This window comes from Crocosphaera sp. Alani8 (assembly GCF_038442745.1).
In the GTDB taxonomy this organism is placed as follows: Bacteria; Cyanobacteriota; Cyanobacteriia; order Cyanobacteriales; family Microcystaceae; genus Crocosphaera.
This window is the reverse complement of sequence record NZ_JARVCN010000043.1, coordinates 1-13,996: the sequence shown is the minus strand read 5'-3', so window position 1 is coordinate 13,996 and position 13,996 is coordinate 1. Positions and strand designations below refer to the sequence as shown.

Sequence of the window (13,996 nt, the reverse complement as noted above, 5' to 3'; positions counted from 1 at the left end):
TTTTGCTTTCTTAGTCAAGTACATTTTATACCATTTTAGATGAGCTTACCCTGTTGATAATACTCATAAAGTTAATAATGTTTGACATCTCCTTTTTAAAAAAACTATAAAAAAAGAGTAAAATTGAAGTGGTCATCATAAGTATCAACAACAGATAAAAAAAGGAAGATAAATTTCCGTTGCCTAATAGAGAATTCACTGTTTTGACCAACCCAAATAAGTTGTTAATAAAAACATTTAAAATATCTTTAAAAGGAGGGGTTTGAGACCGCCTAGAAGCATAAGGATTTACAAATAAATCTTTAAGTGGTAGATAAATAATGACAGAAATAAATAAGATTATTAAGGGTGTTGTAAATAAATAAATAGATTTTTGAATGTTGGTATCTTTTATAAAATTTAACAAAGAATAAAACGTTAAAATGGCTAGGTAGATCGAAGTAGCACCCTGATAAAAGCAAAGTGATGAAACCAATAAAAATAAGATCAGGAAAAATATTATGATTTTTCTATAATAGGATAGTTTTTGTTCCAACACTATACTTGTTATCAAAAATGCAGTAGTAGAAGTAAACACGGCTAACCCCATAGTGAAAGAATCAAAAACAAAAGAAAAATTTGCAAGATTGAATGGACTTAGTACAAACGCAATACCACCTAGGCTTAGAAAAATTAAATTATCAACTTTAAATATCTTTCCCAAGTAAATTGAACTTACCGAGTAGAGAGCTATAGAAAGAATTTGCGGCAATGGTGAAATATCTGTTAAGGGTTCTCCTAACTCTATAATCTTAAAAATTAAAGTTGATAGAGGTCGAACATCATTGTTCCAATATACGTATCCTGATAATACCCTATACATATCATCTACGTACAATACATTAGCTTGAATTAAAGATAGTAAAAATAGAATCGAAACAAAAAAAACATATATAAAGGCTTTTTGTTCAACTTTATTAAGTGAAATTAACTTAATTATATTTATCATTTTACTTTCTTTAGAAACATCATTAAATTATAGTAATTTTTTTCAGTTTTTTAGTTAAATAAATCTTAAGATTTATCTTTGCTATCAAATGACTTAAAAAGTTGACGGGGTGACAAGAATTGGAAAAGGCTCACCGTAAGGACTTTAGAGATCCGCTATCGCAGATTAAAATGAATTTTGCCCCCAAGGAAAACAGTGTTGAATATTTTTGACAGTGAGAACAATAAATTTGTCGTCTCGGTATTTTCAAATAAACTGATTGACCACAAATGGATAAATCTCTGACTAAAATCGGACGAGTTTGATGTATTTCTTCTGTTTCTTTTCCACAGTACGGACAACTAATTCTCTGGTTTAATAGCTCTAGTTGTAGGATGTTAAAGCCTTCTTTTTGATAACAGGTAAAAACAGTTATATTCGGTAAATTTAATAAGGTATCTAGATGAAAGTCCATTCTTAACTAATAGGCAAAATGTAGCTCAGGATACATTTCACCACATGAGACTGGAAGAGCCCTCCAGCTTTTGTTTTTGATACGATTATCTTTTTTATTTTGGCAGCTCATCGGTATGAATTTTTTGTCAGTTTTGGAGGTGAGTTTAACCTTCACGGAGAAAGTTTTTTTAAAGGGTTAGGTTTGCTATTTTCAGGAATTTTAGCAGGAACTATGGTGATGTAGGAATTTAATAAACTATCATCAACCCATCCTGAATAATGCTCAACTTGTGTAGAATTTTTGGTAAGTTTAGTCAAGTTTAAATCTCCTCTAATTGCATAAATTTCTGGTCGTTGGGTTTGTGTATTTTTCCAAGTACTAATTCCTCCTGGTCCACCACCAAAATAATTGAGAGATACCCCATCAAAGGGACGAATAAATTTATCCCCATTCCAGAACCAATCTTTTCCGAGCCAATAGACAATTTCCTCCCACGAATTTGCTTCATACTCCTTATTATATATCTCTTTCCAGTTCATAATTCCTTTACCGTCTAAAGTAACTGAAAAAGGAGAATCATAAACAATTTCATAACGACCTTTTTCCCTTTCTTCGTCTTGAGGTGACCACCATAAAACCTCAACCAGATTATTATCTTCATCAGGATTTAAAGTTGTTACTGAGTTGGCATCTAATAAGCTTTTATAAACTTCTAATCCTTTAGGATGAATATCAGCTTTTAACTCAAATTGCCAGCATTTCCAACTATTTTTTTGTTCTATCAATTGCCACTTAATTTTACATATACCATTACCCGTAGCTACCCATAGTTGGTCTTTTTTTATGGTTAACTTATGAGGAATAACACCAACCAATTTACTATTCCTAGCATGATAAGACTTCAGCAATTTATTGTCATAACGGTAGGATACCAGTCCCATTCCTGGTAAATAGGGGTTTCCTTCTCCGCTACTTTGAGTAGCTAACCAAAAAATAATTCCCTGATCGTTATTACTGATTGCGAAATCATTGATCTGTTGCTTGCCTATTTGGGAGGGTTGAATTATGTTAATTTGATTAACTTGGGGATTATAATTAACAATGGTAGCAATTCCTCCGTTACCTTCTCCTTGTTCAGAAGAAATTGACCAGTACAATTGATTATTATTAATTACAGTGGCGGTGATTTTTGGTAAGCCTAGTTGAATCCCAAATTGTTTTTCCTTTACCTGTTTTAATGTATATAAAGTATGTTTTTGAGAGTCTTTTTCTTCTGGGGCAATTAATTCTAATACAACCTTTTTAGGCTCAACTTCAAAATCAGGAAAGGGATTAGGATCAAGAACAACTCGATATCGGTAGGTTTTGTCCTCTAATTCAATAGTGCGATAAGGTGGCTCAACTAGCTCCCTAATAGCTTCTTCGTAGGTTTCTGCAGATTTGTTTTCAGGTTTATAACTCCCTACTTGAGCTAGAAAAGTTTGATTAGTATCACAAAAAATAAAATTATAATCTTTAGTTTGAAATGTTATTGTATTATCAGAATCTGTGATATTTAATGTCTTTAATTTCTCAAAGAAATCCCCTTCCTGTTTAACCCTAAATTTAGGGGGTGGGGTTTGAGGAGAAGGACAATCACTTTTACCCTGATCTCCTGCTTTCTCTGAATTACTACAACCGACAAATAATAAGGGCAAACTCAAAAGAGCAATAACTAATTTTAAACTCATAAGAACCACACCACAAACAAATACAACATCGTTTCACTTTCTAACTACTTTTTCTCAAATTATCTAAATAAGTTACCCACTTAGCTGCTAAATCAATTTCAGTGAAAGGAATTTTAATAGAAGACTGATTGGGTTCAACAAAACTAAACTGGATGACAGGTTTTCCCTTTCTCGGTAAATTTTCCAAGTTAGTGTGTCTATCGTTTACTAATAACTCTATTTTGTCAACGTCGTTTAACAAAAATTTAGGTAAAGCAGGGGGAAGGAAACGGCTAGGTTTTCCCCAAGTAATTTCTTTTCCCTTAACACCAATAATAGCGTAAATATCGTACTTAGCTTGGTCAAAATCTTCAGCCCATACCCGATAGGCCTCTAACTTTTGATATTCATTCCACCCACTCCAAGCTAAAAGAAAAAAGACCACTAATAACGATAACCAAAATAGACCCCTTGCCATTATTAAATTTCCTAGAAAATAAATAAATTCCCTTTTATTGTAAACCTAAATAACAATTGTTCTCAAGACTTCATACAATAGGGGGTATCAATGGAACCACAAATTATGGTAAATAAAAACAATGAAAATGCTCATTCGTGGTAAGCCTTAAAACATGAAATTAAAACAAAGTTTTTGGTCTGATGTCCTTTCCGTGTTAATCAGTGTTTTGGCTCAGGGAAACGCTATCACTAACCCCCAAGCTATTTTAAGGTACGCCTTACCCATTGATAACGAACCGATACGCAAAGTTCAAGATGCGATCGAAGATATCTCCAATCATCTTCGGGGAAAACGCTGGCCACCCATCGCCAAAGATGTCAAAACAGCTTCTTTTGTACTTACCGTACGCAGCGATCAGATTATTGAGGGAGTTCCTAGTGATCGTCAACCTCAAGCAGAGAGCATATTAGAAAGTGTTAAAACAGAAATCAGCGAGTTGCAAGAAGCAGTAAAAAATAAAGACAAAGAACAGGTATGGCTAACAAGACGAGCCATCCTTGATAATATAGGAAAAATCGAAGCCTTAATGGTAGAGGGTTTTCCCTTTGATGTTCCCGCGGAATACGCCAACTTACCCCAGTTAAAAGGACGAGCCACTGTTAAAATAGAAACCACCAAAGGGGACCTTATGGTTGTAGTGGATGGTTACAACGCACCGATTAACGGAGGGAACTTTGTAGATCTGGTCAAACGGGGTTTCTACGATGGTCTTCCTTTTATCGATCTAGAAGATAGTTTTGCCATCCAAACCGGCAATCCCCCAGGGAAAGAAGAAGGCTTCATTGACCCAGAAACAGGGGAATATCGTTCCATACCCATAGAAGTATTGGTCAGAGGGGAAGAAGTACCGATTTATGGAGCTACCCTCGAAGAAATGGGGATTTATTTACCCGATTTAGTCCTTCCTTTCAATGCTTACGGAGCTGTTGCTTTAGCCCGTCCCAGTTTAGATCCCAACGGTGGATCATCACAATTCTTCTTCTTTAAATTTGACAGCGAATTAACCCCCCCTGGATTTAATTTGATGGATGGTCGTTATTCTGTCTTTGGGTATCTAGTTGACGGAAAACAAACATTAGCAGAACTAACTAAAAAAGACAAAATTATCTCAGCCGAGGTTGTCGATGGCTTAGATAATTTAGTCCAGCCTAAAAATGGTTAATGTGATACAACCTGAGTTCGATGTTAGTAGTTGGGAAGTGCGACTTTTTCCCATGAGATGATCAGGGTTTAACTCAATCTTGCACCTTCGATAAAACTGGCTAGTTTGTAAGCGTTCAGCTATCAGCCATCAGCTGACAGCGTTTTTCAGTGGAGTAGAAATTACTTTTAGTCTCAAAAGATCAAGGGGACAGGGGGAAACGGTGATCTCCTGGTCTCCCTGTATCTTGATTTTGATGAGTTGTCTATAAGTTTCCTTAGATCGAACTCAGGTTATCTAGCTGCTTCATGAAACCTAGACAAACCTTGACAGGCTTCATCCCTTACCGCATACTTATTGAACACTTAATTGTCGTAGTAAGGCTATCACACAAGTATAACCGTGTAAAAAAGTTTCTTTTCCTACTGGGCCAATTTCCCCGTTACAGAAAAATCCACCTACAGGGATTTCAGGAAAATAACTAGTTAATAACTGAGAGTCAAAATTCGGTGTATTATACAGGGTTTGCCCTCTTCCCAAACAGGAAAACATCAATGCTCCTTTGAGGGGTGTAGATGGTTTGGACTGTTTCAGGAGAGTTTCGAGATCCTCGGCAGAGGTTTGAGCATCCCGTAGATGAAACTGGAGTCGTTGACCGGGCCTCACCCTGTCACCGATAGCGATCGCCCCTATTTTGGGGTCAACTCCTAATAGGTTGCGGATTAAAAAATCTCCTGGTTGTAATTGTTGTTTAAATTCATCCCTTACCATTCCCACAAAGAGGGAATGTTGAGCCAGTCGGCGATCGGAATCTTCTAAGCTTTCCATCAACTGCCGCAAGTAATCTAGGGGTGATCTAGCTTCCTCGTTTTGGGACAGTTCTAAAATAATATTTCGTTCTCCTCTAACCACTTGATAGGGCTGACCGATGGGACGACATCCCTGGGCGACAATGGTATCAATGGCGATGTCCCCACTCAAAGCTAAGCCCACGGTTCCCTGGTGATAGAACCCCGATTTAGGGTCGTCTGTTCGATGATAAAAAAGAGTCCCAGGAACCCCCATCAAACTACTACTCAACCCTCCTACTTTAACCGATTGAGGATAAGCAAAATCTAAGCCAGCCAGGAGGTCATTTATGGGGGTAGAAAAAGGGTCGGACAATAAAATAAAACTGGGTTGATCTTGAGGGGCAACCCCCATCAATTGTTGCCAAATGTCGGGGGAAGCGTCTAAATCTGGGAGGCTTTCAGGCTGGAGAAAAAAGGGGTTAATTTTGACATTGGGTAAACAACCTACCATTAAACTCAAAGCTGGATTGTTTTCTATTTCGGAAACCTCTTTTTTCCGATTCTCTCCGATGATTCCTGCGCCACTACAACCGATCAAGATGGATAAAGGAAGTTTTTCTAAGATTAAGGGAATTAGGCGCGGATAATCGCTGGCATAAGCGGAGGAGATGAAGAAGATACCGATATCCCCAGGACTTGGCAAACCATTCTCAATGGTTTCCGTCACTTCTGTGACAGCAGCTTCTAAGGAAGGTTTGGTTGAGAGGGCATTAGTCCAGAACATTTATTTTTGAGCAAATATTATCGATTAAAGATTTCTATTAAAGTCTCCAGAAGGCATGGCGTTATTGGGAAAAATCTCTGCGGGCATGCTGTTGAACTGGGTATCAATGGTTAAATCTAAGCTGGAGTCGATTTGCTTGATCATATCAGAGACACTGGTTCGATACACAGTTCTCATAAAGGTATCCACATCCACCACTTCCTGTTGGGGCAGAGAGGCAAAAAATCTGTCCACTGTCCCATCTCCCCATTTGGCTGCTTGCACTGGGTTAGCTGAGGGTAAGCTGACTTGGCTTAAAGGGATGACAAAGTTCTCTGAGGGGCTACCAATAATGGCAATTGGTCCCCCACGAAATGGTGAGGAGGGTTGATTTTGGTCAAGGTTAAGGTTAGGAATACCGGCAACACCTATTCCTGCGCTTCTTGGTCCACCTGTGACAGTAGGCGTTCTCTGTGAAGATGATGCATCGATACTGAGAGGATCTCTCAGTTCTGATGCTGCACTACTCCCAAAATCGTAAATGTCTTGATAGATATCGGATGCTGCTACTTGGGATAAGATAGGGACTTCTTGTGGGGTTGAATCGTAGTTGTCTGTGTCGAGATTGAGACGACGAAAAGAAGTAATGATGGAATCTACAGATACATTTGTGGGATCTGATACAGCGTCTATAACTAAATCCGCATTGAAGGGATTATTAGAAGCAGTTCTTGGTGCTTGATTAGGAATTAATAGAGCAAAAAGATCGGAGTCAATAAAGTTTGGTGTTGTTGGTTGCTGGTTAGCTAGGTTATCTGCTGTTTCTGGGAATAGGCGAAGGGTCGCTGCCTGGCTTTTTGGGACTAAACTATGAATAGAGTTAAGACATACCAAAAATCCTAAACCAGTTTTGATTAAGTTGAGAGATAGTTTGTTCAGCATAAGACAATTACTTTGGGAACAATAGAGACTTTGTTCCTTATTGCTATCCCAATTCTACCCAAAAAATTTTCCTTTCACCCCCTCCTGCAAAGATTTTATTACCAACAGGGAAGATAAGGAGAAGTAAAAATGTTTTCTGTGGCAGTGAATTACAAAGAAATGTAAAAGACGTTAAGATTAGAGTATAAATAAAATTCAATTTTAAAATGATGCCTCATAGTAACCCCACGGAGCAGGAGTTGCTCAAAACTATTCTCGAACCCTTATTAGAAGACTTCCAATACTGGTTTTCTCGGTCTCGTCATTTATTAGAAACAGAACGAATCTCTTTTTTATCACTCCAAGAACAAGCAGAGCTTCTAGAGAGAGTGAAAACAAATCAACAAGAAGTCCAAACAGCGAAAATTCTTTTCCAAGCGACAGGAAAACAGGCAGGAATCGATACTCGAGCATTGGTTCCCTGGCATAAATTAGTTGCCGAATGCTGGCAGGTTTCCATGAAATGGCGATCGCAACAACAAGAAAATCATCCCCTCCCCTAAGCTTGTGGGGGTTGTTAACTGATGCAACGATCCCTATTTTGTGTTGACAATTCTTGGTAAGCTAGTTAGGGACAATCTTAAGAAAAGATTACGTTAGTCTCACAATTTCCTCTGTAGCATCCAGAAAAATTCATTTTTTATGGACACAACAGGATATAAAATCTTGCCCTTTCAATCTTGATTGGTACAAGCTTTGAGAGGAGAACATTCCGCCACCACAGTCTCAGTCTCTGTCATAAAAACAACTTACACAATAGCTTAATAGAATTAGGCTTCTAGTAATAACTAACCACTGACTTCGTTAAAGGAGAACTTCAAATGCTGCACTTAATCTATATCGTCGCTTTTACCATAATTGCCTTTATGGCCGTTAGTAATCTTATTCGTAGTTTAATCACCGTCAGTATGGACTCTCAACGTCGTTATCCTGATCGGCGCGATTACAGCCAAGCTAAGGGAAGGAAATGGAAAAGTACCCAGAAAACCATCCATCCTGAGTTACTAGACGAACGGGGTAGACCTATCAACGAACCATTATTAGTAATGCGTTCCGTCAGTGTAGAAGATGCTAGGCAACAACTAGACGCTCTTTATAATGCTTCTCCTAATCCTCAGCAGGAAACAGAAGAAGAATAGGGGAAATTGTTATTTAAAATCGCATTTTTCTAGAAGTTATCAATTTCCTAATCCAACTAAGTTTAGAATAATGTAGGGCAGATTATGTAGATTTTTTATTTGTTATTTTGAAACCGTATTTCAGTCCATGTTATAATCAGCACCGAAATAATTTTACAAAACAACGATGGCAGACAATGACACCTTGGTGACCAAAAAAGTATACATGGATATTTCCATCGGTGGACAAGAAGCAGAAAGGATTGTCATCGGTTTATTTGGGGAGACAGTTCCCAAGACAGCCGAAAATTTTTACCAACTTTGTACTCACGAAAAAGGATTTGGCTACCGTCAAAGTTCCTTTCATCGTATAATCAAAGATTTTATGATGCAGGGGGGTGACTTTACTAGGGGTAACGGGACCGGCGGAAAATCTATTTACGGAGAGAAATTTCCCGACGAAAACTTTACCGTCAAGCACAATGGCCGAGGTTGGTTATCTATGGCTAATGCTGGACCTAATACCAACGGCTCTCAATTTTTTATTACCTTCACCCAAACCCCTTGGTTAGATGGAAAACATACGGTCTTTGGCAAGGTTTTGGAAGGAGAAGAAGTATTAGACAAAATAGAGAACTGCGACACCGACGGTAGAGATAGGCCTCAGCAAGACATCAAAATTGAGGACTGTGGCAGCTTACCAGTGGATGAACCTTTTACCGTTAGTTAGAAAGCAATGACGTAGGGTCAGAGACACTTTAAAACTCTCCTTACCCAAGATAAGGAGAGTTTTAACACATATATCAAGCAAAGTCCTTAACCCAATGCTTTCTCGATAGCAGCTTGGAGTTCAGCATCATCCGGTGCAGTTGCTGGTTCAAAACGTGCTAGCACTTCGCCATCGCGGCCTACCAGGAACTTGCCGAAATTCCAGCTAATATCCTCACCATCTTTAACCAAGAATTGATAAAGGGGACTACGACTTGCCCCATTCACATCTTGCTTTTCTAGTAAGGTAAATTCTACATTGTACTTGTCACTGGTAAAGTCTTTAATTTCGGCAGGAGTCCCTGGTTCTTGTGCGCCAAACTGATTACAGGGAACAGCAACTACCTTAAAACCACGTTCACCATATTTTTTATCTAGTTGGACTAAGCCAGAATATTGAGGGGTCAAACCACACTTACTAGCAACATTAACAAAAAGAATAACCTTATTTTCTAATTCATTGGCAGGAAGGGATGTTCCTTCGAGTGTTACAAGATTTGTTGGTAAGGGCATAATTGTTGATAGGTAAAAAAGAAAAGATTATCTTCTATTATCCTCCTTTGGGTTCCCTTAAACAATCATGTCATAGTTGGAAAAATACCTAGATTAATTTTCTCGATTGGACCAGAGTCCAACAATGGTAGAAACATACTTACGGCCTTTACTCAAATAATCCCACAAATTAATGCCTGTTTTACTTTCTCCAGAAGTACGAGGTACACATACATAGGGAACCTCTTTCATTTTATAACCGAGTCTAGCTGCACGACACAATAAATCGATACAATATTCCCCGTAATCTCCTTTGAGGCGAATTTTCTCTAATACCTCGGATCGCGCTGCGATGAATCCACTGGTATAGTCATGAACTTTGCGCCCCAACAATAACATAGCAAAATTATTAATAATCCAACTCAGCACCCGTGCCATTAAACCATGAGCAATATCTGTTCCCCCTTCGATCCAACGGGAACCCGCCACTACATCAGCCTCTCCTTGTCTAATAGCTTCAACCAATTTCGGCACATCCTCGGGGGGCATAGATAAATCACAATCCATCCAAGTGATAATCTCCGCATTATAGGTTTGCCTAGCTTCATCAATCCCTCGTTGAATGGCAGAGGTTAAGCCCTTTTCTTCGAGACGACGGACCAAAGCAATCCCTGACTTAACGTCTTTTTCTCCCGGTGCATAAGGCGCATCAGCAGCCATGTCTGCTACAATTTTCCAGGTTTGATCCGGAGAATCATCGTCAATTACCAAGACAAGATAGGGGGGAGAGACACTAGCCATCAGACGTTCAATTAAGTCGGCAATATTACCACTTTCATTAAACGTGGGTAAAACCGTACAAACCAGGGTATTGTCGTCAACCTTAGACATGGGCGTAGTTTTAGAGAAGAGAATCTTAATATTATTGAAGACACAAAGTATTCTAACTTAGAATGGTGACCACCCTGTGATTTAATAATCTTAGTAGCTTTGGGTTTCTCCTTCTGTACCAATTTTAGGCAACATTAAAACATAACGATAGCCTGATTCTGGGGAACCTTGAACTACAATTTTACCCCCATGATTTTCGATAAGATAACAACTTAAAAGTAAACCTAATAACTCCTGAGAATTTTGAGTAGGTAATTCATTTTCTTCCTCTCCATAAATCAATTTTTCTAAATAAGAAGCGCGTAAAACATAATCATCCCCTGTTGAGGTAACAGTTTTATTGGTTTGGAGAGAATCAAGAGAGCGATGTAAGTGGACTAAATTTTTTTGTTTTGATGAATGATTAAAATTAACTTGAGGTAAACCATCCCCTAACCAAGGATGAGATACCCAAACCGCTATATTCACGGTTTTGCTACGACGGGAGATATGAATACGGACTTCTCCTCCTATTTCTCCTGATTCGAGAATACTCATCACCAAGTAATACAAACTTTGACGTACTATGTCCTTATCTAAGAGCCAAATTCGTTTACCAGGTTCGACAGATAAGCGCAAGGTTTGACGTTTTTGCTCGACTAGTTCGGCTAAACTATTGATGGTATTTTGCGCCAGCATTTCGATGTTAACAGAGCTAAGTTTCAGTTCATCATCGTTTTTATGGGAAATACCCAGATTGAAAATTTCCTTCACCAAAGAGTTCATTTGTTGACCACTGGTGTGGATAATTTTTAAATATTCTTTTTGTTTTGTACTCAAAGGCCCAAATAATTCACCCTGTAGCACACTAGCCATACCAATAACTGAAGTCAAGGGGGTGCGAAATTCTTCGATTAACTGTCGCAATAACCCTAGTTTAATCGTGTTGGGAGATGTTGATGGGGGTGATAATCTCGACTCATTTGGCTGAGAAACGCCGAGGTTGGAGGTTACTAAGTTTAAACACCGGTCTTCTTCGGGAGGTTGGGTTTTCAGCAGATGATTCCGTTCAAACTCCCGTAAACACCAACGAGCGGTGATGGCTAAAAATTCCACATCTCTTGAGGTAAAACGATGGGGAACTAAATCCATGACTGCTAAGGTTCCAAGACATTGTCCTTCTGCTGTAACCAAAGGAGTTCCCAAAAAGGCACGAATCCCGTAATGTTGCACCAAAGAACTTTTGCTAAAAACTGACTCTTGTAAAGTGTCATGGATGACCAAAGGTTGTTCGCTGTCAACCACATAGGTACTCAAGGCTTCTTGACGGGATATTTTACGTGTTGAGGCTAAATTATTCATTAACCCCAATCTTGACAGTCCTACGGCTGATTTTAGGCAAAATTGATCTTGGATCATGATCCCCAAAAGACAGATAGGAGTTTCGATGAAACGAGCTGCAGTTTGGGTTGCTTCCTCAAAAATAGGGATAGTCTCCGTATCTAAGAGTCCTAACTGTTTTAGAGAGTTAACTCGTTTTTGTTCTCGGACGGTTGGACTCAATCCATCTAAACGACAAAAAAGACGATTAGTTGAGGTGAATATAGGATCAATATTCACTCCTAAATTTACTGCTTGCACTTGCATCACAAAATCCCACTGACTTGAGGTTTAGAGAAACTACACAAAAATAACCAAATTTGTGGGTAAACTAATTGCTTACCCTGGCTAATATCTCTATTGATATCGTGTTTGTCTTGGTTAATCTGCTAATTCTAAAGTTCCCATAAATTTCTCTTTCTCAACATAATGAGCAAATTTTTCTATCTCTATCTCTTTAATTGCTAATCTCACTAGGTACTCTCTCTCAATTAAATGTATATTTATGGTTGGTGAGGATGGGGTATAGACCTGAGTTCGGAGTTCGGAGTTAATACAAAATCCGCTTTAGAAAGTAGATAATCATATTGAGAAGGCACAGGAAGCAGACGAGGCAGATTTTCTATAAGTTTTCTTATATGAAACTCAGGGTGTGGGGTGAGCTTTTCAATTTAACTGTCTTGTTTTGATCAAAAAAGGTAATCTAATAAATAATCGCTCCCAAATCTAACCACATCGGTGGAAGGAAGTCCAGTTGTTTCTTGAGTAGTTTCTATGGCTTTTTTAGCTTCTTTTTCCCCTAGATGAAAGGTGTTAAGGGCGATCGCTTTGACTTTAACCGGATTAACAGCACCCCCCACCTTAGCCACTTGTTCGTATAATTCAATCACCTCTGATATTGGAGGAATACTTACTTGTGGAGCGTTATGTATTTTGGTTTGTCCAACACGATGCACTAAAATTAACCCGGTGGGTTGACTACCTCTGATCAAGGGTAAAGTTGCTGTTGATCCTGGATGCAGTAGAGAACCTTGACCTTCTATCCAAAGAACACTATGGTTATTTCCTGCGTTGAGTACCATTTTTTCCACTGCACCGGCTGCAAAATCAACTCGAATAGCATCTAGGGGAATACCTTCTCCTGCAATCATAATACCCCCTTGTCCTGTGCCTAGGAATTTAGAGGAAATACCTCGTTGTTGGGCTGCTTTATGACATTCTAACCCTGTAGACATCTTCCCAACCATCATGTCCGTACCAACAGTAAGAATGCGCTGACAATCCAGGGATTGAGCTTTAGCTGAACCGATCCCTAACTCTAAGGGTTCTTTGCGAATATCCCAGATCCATTGTTGCGGTTGTAATTGCTCAAAATAGGGTGCTAAATGGGTATGTAACCCATTGACAACGGATAAACCTGCCTTGACTGCCTGTTTAACTTCTTCTAGGAGACTGTCGGGTAAGATCCCCCCAGAAGGGGCAATACCGATTAATAAGACATCTGGTTTGTGGGTTAAAGCTGCTTGAAGATTGGCAACAATGGGAATATCTTTGGCGATACCTGCTACTTTTTCTAGGGGTTGTCCGACGGTTTGAGCATCGATAACAGCAGCGATCGCAGCTTGTCCGTAGCGTAAGTAAGCTAATCCTGTTTTTCCATGATTGCCTTTAATGCCATCATGGAGTAGAATTACCACCCGATGATTTGCCGTCAGATACACTATGAGTTACCCCTTATTGCTTTGTTCTATCTAAAATTTTTTTAACCGAATTTTTCTGAATTATATGGTTATGCTTTTGAAATGAGCAAAATATTAAGGCTTTTTTAATTAATTTTTAGTTATCTATTTGATTTGAGATAAAGCCTGTTATATGTAACAAAATTGCCTCAAAAAAAGATAATTTTAGTCACTGTTATCTGAACAACCTTACAAAGTCTAGTTAGTTGCTACAATCTTAAAGAGAATCTTAAGAATTAAACAACTTATTGAAGCTTCTCAAAAAGTCTGGGGGGACTCGCCGAAAGTTAGGGGACAAAG

Annotated in this window: 14 protein-coding genes; 4 read left to right on the top strand and 10 right to left on the bottom strand. The window is 38.6% G+C overall.

All coding sequences use genetic code 11. From position 1 onward, the window contains the following. Positions 1–25: 25 nt before the first annotated feature. The 4 genes from P9B04_RS03530 to P9B04_RS03515 form a co-directional block, all read right to left on the bottom strand. Entirely contained in the window at positions 26–988 is a 963-nt protein-coding gene (locus tag P9B04_RS03530) for a glucosyltransferase domain-containing protein (RefSeq protein ID WP_342053615.1), read from the bottom strand. A 130-nt stretch (positions 989–1,118) separates the two neighbouring features. Continuing rightward, positions 1,119–1,442, bottom strand: coding sequence for a transposase family protein (locus tag P9B04_RS03525; protein ID WP_342053614.1), 324 nt, complete (start codon positions 1,440–1,442; stop codon positions 1,119–1,121). A 152-nt stretch (positions 1,443–1,594) separates the two neighbouring features. Next, positions 1,595–3,154 (bottom strand): hypothetical protein, encoded by a 1,560-nt coding sequence (locus tag P9B04_RS03520; RefSeq protein WP_342053613.1) that lies wholly within the window; start codon positions 3,152–3,154, stop codon positions 1,595–1,597. Between the two features lie 40 nt (positions 3,155–3,194). Continuing rightward, positions 3,195–3,611 (bottom strand): hypothetical protein, encoded by a 417-nt coding sequence (locus P9B04_RS03515; protein ID WP_342053612.1) that lies wholly within the window; start codon positions 3,609–3,611, stop codon positions 3,195–3,197. Positions 3,612–3,765: 154 nt separating this feature from the next. Between P9B04_RS03515 and P9B04_RS03510 the strand changes: the two genes are divergently transcribed. Then, complete coding sequence (locus P9B04_RS03510) at positions 3,766–4,815, top strand: peptidylprolyl isomerase (protein ID WP_342053611.1); 1,050 nt, start codon at positions 3,766–3,768, stop codon at positions 4,813–4,815. A 333-nt stretch (positions 4,816–5,148) separates the two neighbouring features. Here P9B04_RS03510 and P9B04_RS03505 read toward each other — a convergent pair whose 3' ends face one another. Together P9B04_RS03505 and P9B04_RS03500 are read right to left on the bottom strand one after the other, a co-directional pair. Beyond that, a complete protein-coding gene (locus P9B04_RS03505) occupies positions 5,149–6,369 on the bottom strand; it encodes an FIST signal transduction protein (protein ID WP_342053610.1) in 1,221 nt (406 codons plus the stop codon). 24 nt (positions 6,370–6,393) lie between these two features. Next, on the bottom strand, positions 6,394–7,290 hold the full coding sequence (locus P9B04_RS03500) for a hypothetical protein (protein WP_342053609.1): 897 nt from the start codon (positions 7,288–7,290) through the stop codon (positions 6,394–6,396). A 209-nt stretch (positions 7,291–7,499) separates the two neighbouring features. On the opposite strand from P9B04_RS03500, the gene P9B04_RS03495 reads away from it, so the two are divergent. The 3 genes from P9B04_RS03495 to P9B04_RS03485 all read left to right on the top strand — a co-directional run bounded on the left by P9B04_RS03495 (position 7,500) and on the right by P9B04_RS03485 (position 9,177). Next, a complete protein-coding gene (locus tag P9B04_RS03495) occupies positions 7,500–7,832 on the top strand; it encodes a DUF2605 domain-containing protein (RefSeq protein WP_342053616.1) in 333 nt (110 codons plus the stop codon). A 318-nt stretch (positions 7,833–8,150) separates the two neighbouring features. After that, positions 8,151–8,468, top strand: a complete 318-nt coding sequence (locus P9B04_RS03490; RefSeq protein WP_342053608.1) for a DUF2973 domain-containing protein — start codon at positions 8,151–8,153, stop codon at positions 8,466–8,468. A gap of 166 nt (positions 8,469–8,634) precedes the next feature. Continuing rightward, complete coding sequence (locus P9B04_RS03485) at positions 8,635–9,177, top strand: peptidylprolyl isomerase (RefSeq protein ID WP_342053607.1); 543 nt, start codon at positions 8,635–8,637, stop codon at positions 9,175–9,177. 86 nt (positions 9,178–9,263) lie between these two features. On the opposite strand, the gene P9B04_RS03480 is transcribed toward P9B04_RS03485, so the two are convergent. From P9B04_RS03480 to P9B04_RS03465, 4 genes are all read right to left on the bottom strand, one after another. Continuing rightward, the gene (locus tag P9B04_RS03480; protein ID WP_342053606.1) at positions 9,264–9,728 is read right to left on the bottom strand and encodes a glutathione peroxidase; all 465 of its coding nucleotides are present in this window, start codon (positions 9,726–9,728) and stop codon (positions 9,264–9,266) included. Positions 9,729–9,821: 93 nt separating this feature from the next. Beyond that, the gene (locus tag P9B04_RS03475) at positions 9,822–10,598 is read right to left on the bottom strand and encodes a polyprenol monophosphomannose synthase (protein WP_342053605.1); all 777 of its coding nucleotides are present in this window, start codon (positions 10,596–10,598) and stop codon (positions 9,822–9,824) included. Positions 10,599–10,688: 90 nt separating this feature from the next. Next, complete coding sequence (locus P9B04_RS03470; protein ID WP_342053604.1) at positions 10,689–12,224, bottom strand: GAF domain-containing sensor histidine kinase; 1,536 nt, start codon at positions 12,222–12,224, stop codon at positions 10,689–10,691. A gap of 422 nt (positions 12,225–12,646) precedes the next feature. Next, positions 12,647–13,678, bottom strand: a complete 1,032-nt coding sequence (locus tag P9B04_RS03465) for a DUF1611 domain-containing protein (RefSeq protein WP_342053603.1) — start codon at positions 13,676–13,678, stop codon at positions 12,647–12,649. Positions 13,679–13,996 lie beyond the last annotated feature (318 nt).

Bases quoted from the DNA above. Each gene is read 5' to 3' on its own strand.
- P9B04_RS03530 (WP_342053615.1), bottom strand. From the start codon at position 988: ATGATAAATATAATTAAGTTAATTTCACTTAATAAAGTTGAACAAAAA.
- P9B04_RS03525 (WP_342053614.1), bottom strand. From the start codon at position 1,442: ATGGACTTTCATCTAGATACCTTATTAAATTTACCGAATATAACTGTT.
- P9B04_RS03520 (WP_342053613.1), bottom strand. From the start codon at position 3,154: ATGAGTTTAAAATTAGTTATTGCTCTTTTGAGTTTGCCCTTATTATTT.
- P9B04_RS03515 (WP_342053612.1), bottom strand. From the start codon at position 3,611: ATGGCAAGGGGTCTATTTTGGTTATCGTTATTAGTGGTCTTTTTTCTT.
- P9B04_RS03510 (WP_342053611.1), top strand. From the start codon at position 3,766: ATGAAATTAAAACAAAGTTTTTGGTCTGATGTCCTTTCCGTGTTAATC.
- P9B04_RS03505 (WP_342053610.1), bottom strand. From the start codon at position 6,369: ATGTTCTGGACTAATGCCCTCTCAACCAAACCTTCCTTAGAAGCTGCT.
- P9B04_RS03500 (WP_342053609.1), bottom strand. From the start codon at position 7,290: ATGCTGAACAAACTATCTCTCAACTTAATCAAAACTGGTTTAGGATTT.
- P9B04_RS03495 (WP_342053616.1), top strand. From the start codon at position 7,500: ATGCCTCATAGTAACCCCACGGAGCAGGAGTTGCTCAAAACTATTCTC.
- P9B04_RS03490 (WP_342053608.1), top strand. From the start codon at position 8,151: ATGCTGCACTTAATCTATATCGTCGCTTTTACCATAATTGCCTTTATG.
- P9B04_RS03485 (WP_342053607.1), top strand. From the start codon at position 8,635: ATGGCAGACAATGACACCTTGGTGACCAAAAAAGTATACATGGATATT.
- P9B04_RS03480 (WP_342053606.1), bottom strand. From the start codon at position 9,728: ATGCCCTTACCAACAAATCTTGTAACACTCGAAGGAACATCCCTTCCT.
- P9B04_RS03475 (WP_342053605.1), bottom strand. From the start codon at position 10,598: ATGTCTAAGGTTGACGACAATACCCTGGTTTGTACGGTTTTACCCACG.
- P9B04_RS03470 (WP_342053604.1), bottom strand. From the start codon at position 12,224: ATGCAAGTGCAAGCAGTAAATTTAGGAGTGAATATTGATCCTATATTC.